Source organism: Pseudomonas sp. PDM05 (genome assembly GCF_014851685.1).
Lineage (GTDB): Bacteria > Pseudomonadota > Gammaproteobacteria > Pseudomonadales > Pseudomonadaceae > Aquipseudomonas.
The window spans coordinates 226,582-240,198 of the sequence record NZ_JACVAC010000008.1 but is presented as its reverse complement, the minus strand read 5'-3'; the positions used below and the strand labels follow the sequence as shown (position 1 = coordinate 240,198).

Here is a 13,617-nt window from a genome sequence, read left to right as displayed (position 1 = left end):
GCGGCAGTTTATAGGCATTCACGCAGGGTTTGACAGAATTGCTCCACCAGCGCGCTCGGCGTCTGCGCGCAGGCCAGGGCCACGGTGCTCAGGCAGTCCGGGTCGGCCAGCGGTAGAAACCGCACATTGGCGGGGGCGATGTCCTGCATGGATTTTGGTAACAGGGCAATACCGAAGCCGGCCTGGATCAACTGCAACTGGGTGGTCTTGCGCGACATGACCCGTGCCGCCTTGGGGAAAAATCCTGCACGCATGCACAGCTCGGCGGATAGATAACTCAGCCCCCCACGCTGGGGATGGGGGATCGAGATAAACGCTTCGTCCTTGAGTTGTTCCAGTTCAATCGGCGCATTACTGCGTGCCAACCCATGGTTCGGCGGCACCGCGAGCAACAGTTGTTCACTATATAAAGGTGTCACGCGCACGCCTTCGCGCTGGCGCAATACCGGCAAACGCAACACGCCCACCTCCAGGCGGCCGTCGGCGATTTCCTCCAATTGCGCCTCCGAGGACAGCTTGACGATGTCCATCGACACGCCCGGGCAGCGCTCCAGCCACGTACTGATGCCATGCAGCAACGCGCCACTCATCGGCACGGTACTGGAATGGCTCAAGCGCAGCGTGCCGCGTTGGCCGTTGCCGATTTGCGTGGTCATCTCGCAGGCCTTGAGCAGCTCACTCAGCAGGTTGCGCGCCCGTGGGTAGAAGGCTTCACCCGCCGCCGTCAGTCGGGGCTGGCGCGCAGTGCGTTCGAACAAGGGGGTTTGCAGTCTGGTTTCCAGCTCCTTGATCTGCCGGCTCAATGCGGATTGGGCGACAAACAAGCGCTCGGCGGCGGCGCTGAAGCTGCCACTGTCGGCGATTTCGACGAAGTAACGCAGTTGGCGGGTGGAGATCACGCGTCATGCCTTTTCGAGATGGGTGGAGGGCTTTGAAGATATTAGTCGCAACCCTCGTCGATGGCTAAAGTGAAGGCTATCTCTTTCAAGGAATAACCCATGAGCCCGGTTGAGCTGATGAGCCAGTGGTCGTTTGGCGCTGTGGATTGGCTGGTGATCGGCCTGGGCGTGGCGGTGGCCTACATCGTGTTTGGTATCGCCGGTTTTGGCACGGCGCTGGTGGCGGGGCCGATCCTGATCCTGTTTATGCCGCTGTCCAAGATCATCCCGCTGCTGGTGCTGCTGGATTTTGTCGCGGCGTTCGGCAACCTGCTGCAATCACGGCGCGACGTGAACAAGCCGGAGTTGCTGCGCTTGCTGCCGTGCATGGCGATCGGTTGCACCCTTGGCGTGGTGTTTTTGCTCAACCTGCACTCGGATGTGTTGCTGCTGTTGATGGGCCTGTTTATCAGTGCATATGCGATCTACAGCCTGGCCGTAAAAGCCCGGCCGGCGCAATTGGCGGCGGGTTGGTCGATCCCGATGGGCACCGTGGGCGGCTTGTTTGGGGCGTTGTTTGGCAGCGGCGGTTTTTTATACGCGATCTATCTGAACAGCCGCTTGCCCAAGGACGCGGCGCGCGCCACCCAAAGTGCGTTGATCAGTTGCAGCACGGTGGTGCGCTTGAGCCTGTTCCTGATTGCCGGGGTGTATGCGGATTTGCCGCTGTTGATGTTGGCGCTGTGCCTGTTGCCGGCGATGGTGCTGGGACTTTGGTTTGGGCGCAGGCTGACGATGCGCCTGTCCCGTGAAACCTTTGTGCGATTGGTGACCTGGCTGGTGCTGGCCAGCGGTATTGCATTGATCGGGCGGTATTTGAGCGCTTGACCTGATTTCTTCAGGGATTAAGCTGCCAGCCTTCAGGGCCTCTTCGCGGGCAAGCCCGCTCCCACATTCGAGCGCATTTCTTCTGTTGGAATGCGGCCACCTGTGGGAGCGGGCTTGCCCGCGAAGGCGCCAGACGGCACACCGCAGGACTCTCAGGCCCCATGAACTCCCAAAGCATCCTTGTCCCGAAAATCTCCACCTTGCCCGTCCACGAACCCCGCGCCCGGGCGATTGTGCGTTGGCTGGTGCGCAAGAACATCATCAAGGAAGAACTCACCACCTGCGGGCGTACCGGCAACCGCATGGCCTACGCCATGGCCGATGGTGCCCGCGCCGTGGTGCTGTACCCCGAGGCGCTGCCGTTCAACGAGCCGATCAACGGCCTGGAGATCATCTACAAGCGCTGCATCTATACGCCGGCCAAGGGCTTCCTCGAAGAAGCGGGCTGCCCGGAATGCCGCAAGGAAGTCGGCGAGGCGCTGTTCGAAAGCCTGGAAGACTGGATGCCGGGCCACACCGACAACTTCACCTGTCCGCTGTGTGGGCATGAAGACGACATCAACGGCTTCCTCTTCCTACAGGAATGCGGATTTTCCAACCTGGGATTCATCTTCAACAACTGGGCGGAGGCGGGGTTCAAGCAGAGCTTTATCGACGAATTTGCCGATTGGCTGGACCAGAAGATGAGTTGGGTCAAAGTCGAACTTTAATCCATCTATCAGTATTACCAAGTTTGTCAGAGTTTTACATTGAGCCCAGTGGGGTGCATGAGTATAATGGCGCGCTTCCATTTTCCCGCTCGGGAGCCCCCGCGATGCTGCGTATCAGCCAAGAAGCTCTGACATTCGACGACATTCTTTTAGTGCCCGGTTATTCCGAGGTGCTTCCTAACGAAGTCAGTCTCAAGACCCGCCTAACCCGTGGCATCGAGCTGAATATTCCACTGGTTTCCGCTGCCATGGACACCGTCACTGAAGCCCGTTTGGCAATCGCCATGGCTCAGGAAGGCGGCATCGGCATCATCCACAAGAACATGACCATCGAGCAGCAAGCTGCCGAAGTGCGCAAGGTCAAGCGTTACGAAGCTGGCGTGGTGAAAGATCCGATCACCATCGAAGCCGACGCCACCGTGCGCGACCTGTTCGACCTGACCCGCCTGCACAACATCTCCGGTGTTCCGGTGCTGCATGATGGCGACCTGGTCGGCATCGTCACTTCCCGTGACGTGCGTTTCGAAAACCGTCTTGAAGTCACCGTCCGTGAAGTGATGACGCCTAAAGAGCGCCTGGTCACTGTCATGGAAGGCGCCGACAAGAACGATGTGCGCGAACTGCTGCACAAGCACCGCATCGAGCGCGTGCTGATCGTCGACGACAAATTTGCCCTCAAAGGCATGATGACCGTCAACGACATCGAAAAAGCCAAGGCTTACCCGCTGGCCAGCAAGGATGACCAAGGTCGTCTGCGCGTTGGCGCTGCCGTCGGCACCGGTAAAGACACCGGCGACCGCGTTGCCGCGCTGGTGGCTGCTGGCGTTGACGTGGTAGTGGTCGACACTGCCCACGGTCACTCCAAAGGCGTGATCGACCGCGTGCGTTGGGTCAAGCAGAACTTCCCTGAAGTGCAAGTGATCGGCGGCAACATTGCCACCGGCGCTGCCGCCAAGGCCCTGGCCGAAGCGGGCGCGGATGCGGTCAAGGTCGGTATCGGCCCTGGCTCGATCTGCACCACCCGTATCGTTGCCGGTGTGGGCGTGCCGCAAATCAGCGCCATCGCCAACGTTGCTGCTGCCCTTGAAGGCACTGGCGTTCCGTTGATCGCCGACGGCGGCATCCGTTTCTCCGGTGACCTGTCCAAGGCCATCGTTGCCGGTGCTTCCTGCGTGATGATGGGCTCGATGTTCGCCGGTACCGAAGAAGCACCAGGCGAGATCGAACTGTTCCAGGGTCGTTCGTACAAGGCTTACCGCGGCATGGGTTCGCTGGGCGCCATGTCCCAGGCACAAGGCTCTTCCGACCGTTACTTCCAGGACTCCTCGGCAGGCGCCGAGAAGCTCGTTCCGGAAGGCATCGAAGGCCGTGTACCTTACAAAGGCACCCTGAGCGCGATCATCCACCAACTGATGGGCGGCCTGCGCTCCTCGATGGGCTACACCGGTAGCGCCAACATCGAAGAAATGCGCACCAAGCCAGAGTTCGTACGGATCACCGGCGCCGGCATGGCTGAATCCCATGTTCACGACGTGCAGATCACCAAGGAAGCGCCAAACTACCGCGTCGGCTGAAGCCGACAGCTAGAAGCCACAAGTTATAAGCTGCAAGCGGGGCTGTGTTGGTGCAGCTCCCGCGCAGTCCCCGATTACTTGCAGCTTGCAGCTTGAAGCTCGCAACTGCTTTTCAGAGTCCCTCCCATGGCCCTCGACATTCACGCCCACCGCATCCTGATCCTCGACTTCGGTTCCCAGTACACCCAACTGATTGCCCGCCGCGTGCGTGAGATCGGCGTGTACTGCGAACTGCATCCGTTCGACATGGACGACGAAGCGATCCGCGAATTCGCACCGAAAGGCGTCATCCTCGCCGGTGGCCCCGAGTCCGTGCACGAAGCCAACAGCCCGCGCTGCCCGCAAGCCGTATTCGACCTGGGCGTGCCTGTCTTCGGTATCTGCTACGGCATGCAGACCATGGCCGAGCAACTGGGCGGCAAGGTTGAGGGTTCCGAACTGCGTGAATTCGGCTACGCCCGTGTCGACGTGGTCGGCAAGAGCCGCCTGCTGGACGGCATCGAAGACCACGTTGACGCCGACGGCCTGTTCGGCCTCGACGTGTGGATGAGCCACGGTGACAAGGTCACCAAGATGCCGGAAGACTTCCACATCCTGGCCAGCACCCCGAGCTGCCCGATCGCCGGCATGTTCAGCGACGAGCGTCGTTATTACGGCGTGCAGTTCCACCCGGAAGTGACCCACACCAAGCAAGGCGGCCGCATCCTGTCGCGCTTCATCCTCGACATCTGCGAGTGTGAAGCCCTGTGGACCCCGTCGAAAATCGCTGAAGATGCCATCGCCCAGGTTCGCGCCCAGGTCGGCACCGACAACGTACTGCTGGGCCTGTCCGGCGGCGTTGACTCCTCCGTGGTAGCAGCCCTGCTGCACAAAGCCATTGGCGACCAACTGACCTGCGTCTTCGTCGACAACGGCCTGCTGCGCCTGCACGAAGGTGAGCAAGTGATGGCCATGTTCGCCGAGAACATGGGCGTCAAGGTGATCCGCGCCAACGCTGAAGATCAGTTCCTCAACAACCTGGCCGGCGAGTCCGACCCGGAGAAGAAGCGCAAGATCATCGGTCGTACCTTCATCGACGTGTTCGATGCCCAGTCCAACAAACTGGACAACATCAAGTACCTCGCCCAGGGCACCATCTACCCTGACGTGATCGAGTCGGCCGGCGCCAAGAGCGGCAAGGCCCACGTGATCAAGTCCCACCACAACGTGGGTGGCCTGCCTGAGGAGATGAACCTCAAGCTGGTAGAACCGCTGCGCGAACTGTTCAAGGACGAAGTGCGCCGTCTGGGCCTGGAACTGGGCCTGCCGTACGACATGGTCTACCGCCACCCATTCCCGGGCCCGGGCCTGGGCGTGCGTATCCTCGGTGAAGTGAAGAAGGAATACGCCGACCTGCTGCGTCGCGCCGACCACATCTTCATCGAAGAACTGCGCAAGGCCGACTGGTACCACAAGGTCAGCCAGGCGTTCGTGGTGTTCCAGCCGGTGAAATCCGTTGGCGTTGTAGGCGATGGCCGTCGTTACGCGTGGGTCGTGGCCCTGCGTGCCGTAGAAACCATCGACTTCATGACCGCCCGTTGGGCACACCTGCCGTACGAACTGCTGGAAACTGTCAGCGGCCGTATCATCAATGAGATCGAAGGCATTTCGCGCGTTACTTATGACGTGTCGAGCAAGCCGCCGGCGACGATTGAGTGGGAATGATCCCGCGTCCGGTACCGACCGGCATCAAGTGCTAAGAAATACCCCGAAAGCCCGCGTAACTGCGGGCTTTCTGCTTTTTTGGCCTGCCACCTTCGCTGTCGCTTCGGCATGAGCGCGAGTTGCGCCTTGCCCTCTTTGGCGGTTTAAACCACCTGCAACTTGGCCAGTTGCTCGCCTTCAAGCCAGGTACTGATGTCGCTGGCGCGCATGGGTTTGGAGAACAGGTAGCCTTGGGCCCAGGCGCAGCCGAGGTCTTTCAGGGCGTCGAGTTCTTCGGCGGTTTCCACGCCTTCGACGATGCATTCCAACTGCATGTCCTGGCACATGGCAATCAGCGACTTGACGATCTTGAAGCGAGCCGGGTCGAGGTGGATGTTGGTGACGAAGGTTCGGTCCACCTTCAGTTTGGTCAGCGACAGCGCATGGATCTGGCTCAGGCTGGAATAGCCGGTGCCGAAGTCGTCGAGAGAAATGCCACAGCCCAGTTCGCGAAACTGGCTGATCGCCCGCTGGGTCTGCGGCAGGTCTTGGATGGCCGCGGTTTCGGTGATTTCCAGGTCGAGAGAGGGCGGGTCGAAACGGCTGTTCTTGATCTGCTCGACGATCTGCTGGGCGGCGTCCTGGGAACCACAGTCGTGAGCGGACAGGTTGAATGACAGGCGGATGCCCGCAGGCCAGCTCGTTGCCGCGTCCAGCGCCTTGTTCAGCAACGGTATAGTGAGGCGATTGATCATGCCGATACGCTCGGCAATCGGGATGAACTCACTTGGCGGGACGTTACCCAGCTCCGGGCTTTCCCAACGTGCCAACGCCTCGAAGGCGACTGTTTGCTGACTGTGAACATCCACGATGGGCTGGAACACCATGTAAAACTCACAATCCAGATCGGCCCTGCGCAGGGCCTGTTCGGTCAGCCCTTCGCGATTGAGCTGCTGGCGATGGGCTGCGCTGAACAGGCAGACCGAGCCTGGACGGTGGCGCTTGCTCTGGTAGAGGGCATAGTCGGAGTATTCATACACTTGTGTGGCGCTGGATGCCTGATCCGGGAAGGTCGCGATGCCCAGTGACGCACTGATCTGAATAGGGATGTCCACCAGCAGAAACGGCTCGCGCATACTGGCGCAGATTCTCTCGCCAAAGGCCTGCAACTGGTCGTCGCTCATGGCCTGAGTGATGATCAGACCGAACTCGTCGCCTCCCAGCCGGGCCAGGTGTACTTCTTCGTTGAGTAACCCGGTCAGGCGCTGGCCAACCAGATAGAGCAGTTTGTCACCGATGCTATGGCCATAGAGATCGTTGACCGGCTTGAAGCCATCCAGGTCGATCAGCCCCACGGCCAGGCGAACCTCCTGCCCGCTGGCGCGGGACAGCAGCGTATCGAGGCTGGAAAAAAATTGCCGCCGATTGGCCAGCCCGGTCAGGCTGTCCTGGTTGGCCAGTTGAAGGTTTTCCTCACTGAGTTTTGCCGTCTGCGCCTGCATGTTCACCAGCCGGGTGAAGTCGGCGTACTGCGCCTTGAGAATGATCAGCATGGCGATGGACACCAGCAGGACGTCAATCGCAGTGGCCACAAAGGAAATGATATGGGTGGATGCGAAGAACACCACGAACGCCGAGTTGACCACTGCAGTGGTGACCAGGGCTGCCGGCAGCAGGTGCATCATGCAAAAAATGCAGCCGATGACGGTGATCGCCATATAAAAGGCGACATGCGCCTGGGAATAGCTGTCGCCATAGGGAAACAGCGCCAGCGACCAGGCGGTGAACGCCGCGGCGACAAACGGCGCGAGCATATTGGTGCGCTTAAGCGCCGTCAGCATCTGCGCCGGGCTGCGCGAGCGACTGCGCGTGCATATCCATTGCGCTGCACGAATCACCCCGAACAACGTCATGATCAAAGGGCAATACACCACCAGCCAGCGCGGCGCGACCGCAAAGTGGGTGCCCGCCAGCATCAGGCTGTTGACCAGCAGGATGAAATACATCATGGGCAACTGGCGAGACAGCGCGATGTATTGCGCCTTGACCAGACCGGGATTGTCCTTGGGCACAGACATGAGCGCTCGCACTCCGCGCAGTGTTTTCTTCATATATCCAAAGCTCTGAAAATACGGCCAGATAAATACCCAAACGGATTTTCCTTTCCCCCCTGGACCGAGCAGGGCTAAACACTGCTCTCATGGAAGTGTGTCGGCCGACCCCTCTTGTTTCTGCAATATTTGCGACTAGTGGCACTTTGAATTCGTTCCGGCAGCCGCGCGCAATAGTGGTAAGCGAGGCAAGCGCCTTCGGACAGCGCCGACAATTAACGGCCAATGGCTTGCTATCTGCGACGATTGGCGCTTTTGCGCAGGGAACGGGTGATTGGCGCTAACCGACCAGGGGCTATTTAGCAGACTCAACGAGCGCCGCTTCGCCCCGCACTGCTCAGCCAGATGTCGCTCAGCGGCGCGCAATATCCGAAAAGTAAAACTTATCCAACGTATGCCGCGACTCGGTGTACTCGAACTGCCGCCCATCCTGCAAAAACGTCTGGTTGCTCACCACGATCACATGGCTTTGGCCTTCGAGATCGAGGTGTGCCTGGTCGTCCTTGCTGCGGGGCAGGGCTTCGATGGTGCGCTGGGCGTAGGCGATTTGCAGTTGCAGGGTCTGTTCGATAAACGCGTAGATCGACTGCTCGGCGATGCTGCGGTCCAGGCCGGGGATCAGCTCGGCGACGAAATGGTTGATGTCGAGGATCACCCGTTTGCCGCCGATGCGCCGCACCCGTTTGATGCGGGTGATCAGGGTGCCGGGCTCGGCTTCGATATGTTGCAGCAGTGAACCTTCCAGCGGGAACTGGGTGAACTCGACGACGTCGGTGCGTACGTCATCGCCCAGGTCGGCGTGGGTTTCATGGAAGCTGACGATGCCGCCCAGTTGGAACTCAATCGGGTTGGGCGACAGCACGAAGGTGCCCTTGCCGTGGATCTTTTGCGCAAAGCCGCGCTCCTGCAACTGCTCGATAGCCCGGCGCACGGTGCCGCGGCTGGCCTGGTAGCTGTGCATCAGTTCGGTTTCGGAGGGGAGGCGCGTGCCGCGTTGCAGGCGTTCAGTGGTGATGCTGGCAAGCAGATCGGTATAGATCTGGTTGTATTTGCTCATGGGGATGGCTCTGTGCCTTTGCGTTCAGGCAGGAACCTTAGTGGCATGGGTGGGGTTTGTCCATTCGACCTACAGTGAGTCGGGTCCTACACCGAATAAACTTTTTGTAACTCGTCTGTACGAGTTATTGCTTTAACTCGTACAGACGAGTACTTTTGCCCTCGGCGTGCTGCCAATGACTGCCCCCCCAATAAAAAAAACCAAAGTGGAAACCAAGCATGAGCCACGACTATTCGAACATTGCCCGCGAGATCCTCGAACACCTCGGTGGCAGCGACAATCTTGAGCAAGCCGCCCACTGTGTGACCCGCCTGCGCCTGGCGTTGAAGGACCCGAGCCTGGTCAACGGCAGTGCGCTGAACCAGGTCGATCTGGTCAAGGGCTCGTTCTTCACCGGCGGCCTGTTCCAGGTGGTCATCGGCCCCGGCGAGGTGGAAAAGGTCTACGCCGCCCTGCGCGAACAGACCGGCCTCGCCGCCGCCACCATCGCCGACGTGAAGAAAAAAGGCGCCGACAAGACCAACGCCATGCAGCGCCTGGTGCGGGTGTTCTCCGATGTGTTCATGCCGATCCTGCCCGCGCTGATCATTGCCGGCCTGTTGATGGGCGTGAACAACCTGATGGGTGCCAAGGGCATGTTCATCGAGGGCAAGACGCTGCTGGAGGCGTATCCGAACCTGGATGGCCTGTGGAGCCTGATCAACCTGATGGCCAACACCTCGTTCGTGTTCCTGCCGGCGCTGGTGGGCTGGTCGGCGGCCAAGCGCTTTGGCGGCAGTGAAATCCTCGGCATCGTGCTGGGCCTGATGCTGGTGCACCCGGACCTGCTCAATGCCTGGAACTACGGTAAAGCTGTTGCCGGCCTCGACGGCCAGAGCCTGCCGTACTTCGATATTTTCGGCTGGTTCAAGATTGAAAAAGTCGGCTACCAGGGGCAGATCCTGCCGATCCTGATGGCCGCCTATGTGATGAGTGTCATCGAGAAATGGCTGCGGGCGCGGGTGCCCAACGCGATCCAACTGCTCGTCGTGCCGATCACCACCATCGTTGTCACCGGCGTGCTGGCCCTGGCGATCATCGGCCCGGTGACCCGTCACCTCGGCATCCTGATCACCGAAGGTGTGGTCACCCTGTTCGACCTGGCGCCGATGGTTGGCGGGGCGATTTTCGGCCTGCTGTATGCGCCGTTGGTGATCACCGGCATGCACCACATGTTCCTCGCCGTGGACCTGCAACTCATCTCGACCCAGGGCGGCACCTTTATCTGGCCGATGATTGTCATGTCCAACCTGGCCCAGGGCAGCGCCGCGCTTGGGGTGTTCTACATGACCCGCAATGCGCGGGACAAAAGCATGGCGTCCACCTCGGCGATTTCCGCGTACTTCGGCATCACGGAGCCAGCGATGTTCGGGGTGAACCTGCGCTTCAAGTTTCCGTTCTACGCCGCGCTGCTGGGCTCGGCGCTGGGCAGCATTTTCCTGTCGCTGAACAAGGTGCAGGCGTCAGCCATCGGGGTCGGTGGCTTGCCTGGGTTTATCTCGATCATTCCGCAGTACATCCCCAGTTTCGTGATCGGGATGGTGATTGCGATCGTGGTGCCGTTTGTTCTGACCTGTGGGTTGAGCATGAAGATTGTTCGGCCTGGGTACAGGGTTGCCTGAACCACTGCTATCGCGGGCAAGCCCGCTCCCACATTTTGATTTGTGAATGCATGCAGATGTGGGAGCTGGCTTGCAAAGCCAGCACCAAACTCTACTCAAGGAGCCCCCATGCAAAACTGGCAACACTCGGTGATCTACCAGATCTACCCCAAAAGCTTCCACAGCCACGCGGGTAACGCCACCGGTGACCTGTTGGGCATCGTGGACAAACTCGACTACCTCCAATGGCTGGGCGTCGACTGCCTGTGGATCACCCCGTTCCTGCGCTCGCCGCAGCGCGACAACGGCTACGACATCAGCGACTACTACGCCATCGACCCCAGCTACGGGACCATGGCCGACTGCGAGTTGCTGATCAGCGAAGCCGCCAAGCGCGGCATCAAGCTGATGCTCGACATCGTGGTCAACCACACCTCCATCGAGCACGCGTGGTTCCAGCAAGCACGCAGCAGCCTCGACAACCCGTACCGCGACTTCTACATCTGGCGCGACCAGCCGAACAACTGGGAATCCAAGTTCGGCGGCTCGGCCTGGGAGTACGAGGCGCAAACCGGCCAGTATTTCCTGCACCTGTTCGACCACACCCAGGCCGACCTCAATTGGGACAACCCCAAGGTGCGCGCCGAAGTGTTCAAGCTGATGCGCTTCTGGCGTGACAAGGGCGTCGGCGGTTTCCGCCTGGACGTGATCAACCTGATCTCCAAGCCCGCCGATTTCCCCGAGGACAACACCGACGGCCGTCGCTTCTACACCGACGGCCCGAACGTGCACGAGTACTTGCAGGAAATGCACCGCGAAGTCTTCGAAGGCCACGACCTGATCAACGTCGGCGAGATGTCGTCCACCAGTCTGGAACACTGCATTCGTTATTCGAATCCAGCGTCGAAAGAGCTGTCGATGACCTTCAACTTTCATCACCTGAAAGTCGATTACCCAAACCTGCAGAAGTGGGTGAAGGCCGACTTCGATTTCCTCCAGCTCAAGCAGATCTTTTCCGACTGGCAACTGGGCATGCAGGCCGGTGGCGGCTGGAATGCGCTGTTCTGGTGTAACCACGACCAGCCGCGCGTGGTCTCGCGTTTTGGTGACGACGGTTTACACCGCGTGGTCTCGGCCAAGATGCTCGCCACCGCGCTGCACTTTCTCCAGGGCACGCCGTACGTGTATCAGGGCGAAGAGTTGGGCATGACCAACCCGGGCTTCGACCGCATCGAGCAATACCGTGATGTGGAGACCCTGAATATCTTCCGTCTCAAGCGCGATGCGGGCGAGTCCGAAGCCGTGAGCATGGCTGCGATCATGCAGAAGTCGCGGGACAACGGGCGTACGCCGATGCAGTGGAATGCCGGGGCCAACGCCGGTTTCAGCCGCGGCGAGCCGTGGATTGGTATTGCGGCCAATGCCTCGACGATCAACGTCGAATGCCAGCTGGATGACCCGGATTCGGTGCTGCATCACTACCGTGCGCTGATCGCCTTGCGTCGCCACGAGCCGCTGATCCAGCACGGCGTCTATCGCCAACTGCTGCCAGACCATCTCCAGGTCTGGGCCTACCTGCGCGAAGGTCACGGCGAACGCCTGCTGGTGCTGAACAACTTCTACGGCAAACCCTGCGAAATCCAACTGCCTGACAACGTGCTCAACGCGGCGACCGAGCAACGCCTGCTGATCAGCAACTACCCCGACTGCCCGCAGCGAAGCGCGGCGGTGGTGTTGCGCCCCTACGAATCGTTTGTGCTGCACCTCAAGGACTGAGACCCGCTGTAACCCCGTGTGGGAGCACGGGGCGCTGCAAAAACCATAATAAAAATTCGGAGTGCGTCATGAAAACAACAATAAAACTGGGCCTCGTTGCGTCCTGCCTGGGCTTGCCCTTCGGTGCGCAGGCGCTGGAATTTGCCGGTTACCTGCGCAGCGGCGCAGGCACTTCAACGGGCAGCGGTCCGCAACAATGCTTCCAATTGCCGGGGGCGCAATCCAAGTACCGCCTGGGTAACGAATGCGAACAATACGCCGAGCTGGAACTGCGTCAGGACCTGCTGACCCTCGACGACGGCTCGGTGCTCAGCGTTGATGCCATGGCCTCGCTCTATAACAAGTACGACCGCGAGCTCAAGTTCCAGGGCGAGAACAACGGCTCGGCGCGCATGCCGCAGATGTATGCGCAGTGGTCCAACCTGCCCAGCCTCAACGGCGGCTCGATCTGGGCCGGGCGGCGTTACTACAAGCGTAACGACATCCATATCTCCGACTTCTACTACTGGAACCAGAGCGCCACGGGCGGCGGCATCGAGGACGTGCTGATCGGCGACCTCAAGTACAGCTATGCGATTTCCCGCAAGGACAACCTGTACCAGAAGGAATACGCCACCCGTCACGACTTCAACGTTGCCGGCTTCAAGACCAACCCTGGCGGTGAGCTGGAACTGGGCTTGAGCTACATCGAAAAAGCCGGTGGGCGCGACACCAACAGCGGCTGGGCGCTCACCGCGCAGCACGTGCAAAAACCTTTCCTGGGCGGCAAGAACAAGTTCGCCTTGCAGTACGGCGAAGGCCCCGGCACCGGGCTCGGCTACACCGGCAATACATTCCTGGATAACAGCAGCAAGAGTTATCGCGCCGTGGAGTTTTTCGACTGGCAGGTGACTCCGCGTTTCGGCGGGCAGATCGAGGCGGTGTACCAGAAAGACATTCGCCCCGGCAGCCAGGACCAGACCTGGATGTCTGTCGGCGTGCGTCCGGCGTATGCCATCAGCGAGCAGTTCAAGCTGGTCACCGAGCTTGGCCATGATCAGGTCGATGCCAGTGGCGGCACGCGCAAGCTGAGCAAATTTACCTTTGCCCCGACCTGGTCACCCAAAGGCCCGGATTTCTGGGCGCGCCCGGAAGTGCGTTTGTACTACACCTATGCAACCTGGAACGAAGCGGCCAAGCGCGCGGCGAATGAGCTGGCGGCAGGGTCGGCGTTGTCCGATACCGGGTCGTACGGTACGGCGCGGCATGGGTCGAACTTTGGTGTGCAGGTCGAGTACTGGTGGAAGTAAGTATGTGGGTG

Annotated in this window: 10 protein-coding genes; 7 read left to right on the top strand and 3 right to left on the bottom strand. The window is 60.2% G+C overall.

The features are described 5' to 3' along the window. Positions 1-8: 8 nt before the first annotated feature. Complete coding sequence (locus tag IB241_RS17855; RefSeq protein ID WP_192299554.1) at positions 9-899, bottom strand: LysR family transcriptional regulator; 891 nt, start codon at positions 897-899, stop codon at positions 9-11. 99 nt (positions 900-998) lie between these two features. On the opposite strand from IB241_RS17855, the gene IB241_RS17850 reads away from it, so the two are divergent. The 4 genes from IB241_RS17850 to guaA all read left to right on the top strand — a co-directional run bounded on the left by IB241_RS17850 (position 999) and on the right by guaA (position 5,754). After that, entirely contained in the window at positions 999-1,766 is a 768-nt protein-coding gene (locus IB241_RS17850; RefSeq protein WP_192299553.1) for a sulfite exporter TauE/SafE family protein, read from the top strand. Positions 1,767-1,927: 161 nt separating this feature from the next. After that, positions 1,928-2,476, top strand: a complete 549-nt coding sequence (locus IB241_RS17845; RefSeq protein WP_192299552.1) for a sugar ABC transporter ATPase — start codon at positions 1,928-1,930, stop codon at positions 2,474-2,476. 104 nt (positions 2,477-2,580) lie between these two features. Next, positions 2,581-4,050, top strand: coding sequence for an IMP dehydrogenase (gene guaB, locus IB241_RS17840; protein ID WP_192299551.1), 1,470 nt, complete (start codon positions 2,581-2,583; stop codon positions 4,048-4,050). A 126-nt stretch (positions 4,051-4,176) separates the two neighbouring features. After that, positions 4,177-5,754: a glutamine-hydrolyzing GMP synthase gene (guaA, locus tag IB241_RS17835; RefSeq protein ID WP_016977685.1), complete on the top strand. Its 1,578-nt coding sequence runs from the start codon at positions 4,177-4,179 to the stop codon at positions 5,752-5,754. Between the two features lie 143 nt (positions 5,755-5,897). Here the strand turns inward: guaA and IB241_RS17830 are convergent, their stop codons facing one another. Then, positions 5,898-7,844 (bottom strand): putative bifunctional diguanylate cyclase/phosphodiesterase, encoded by a 1,947-nt coding sequence (locus IB241_RS17830; RefSeq protein ID WP_192299550.1) that lies wholly within the window; start codon positions 7,842-7,844, stop codon positions 5,898-5,900. 352 nt (positions 7,845-8,196) lie between these two features. Continuing rightward, positions 8,197-8,901, bottom strand: a complete 705-nt coding sequence (treR, locus tag IB241_RS17825; RefSeq protein ID WP_192299549.1) for a trehalose operon repressor — start codon at positions 8,899-8,901, stop codon at positions 8,197-8,199. Between the two features lie 218 nt (positions 8,902-9,119). Between treR and treP the strand changes: the two genes are divergently transcribed. The 3 genes from treP to IB241_RS17810 all read left to right on the top strand — a co-directional run bounded on the left by treP (position 9,120) and on the right by IB241_RS17810 (position 13,606). Continuing rightward, positions 9,120-10,562: a PTS system trehalose-specific EIIBC component gene (gene treP / locus IB241_RS17820; protein ID WP_192299548.1), complete on the top strand. Its 1,443-nt coding sequence runs from the start codon at positions 9,120-9,122 to the stop codon at positions 10,560-10,562. Positions 10,563-10,670: 108 nt separating this feature from the next. After that, positions 10,671-12,317, top strand: a complete 1,647-nt coding sequence (treC, locus tag IB241_RS17815) for an alpha,alpha-phosphotrehalase (RefSeq protein WP_192299547.1) — start codon at positions 10,671-10,673, stop codon at positions 12,315-12,317. A 68-nt stretch (positions 12,318-12,385) separates the two neighbouring features. Beyond that, positions 12,386-13,606 carry a maltoporin gene (locus tag IB241_RS17810; protein WP_192299546.1) on the top strand — a complete coding sequence of 407 codons (1,221 nt, stop codon included), beginning with the start codon at positions 12,386-12,388 and terminating at the stop codon, positions 13,604-13,606. Positions 13,607-13,617 lie beyond the last annotated feature (11 nt).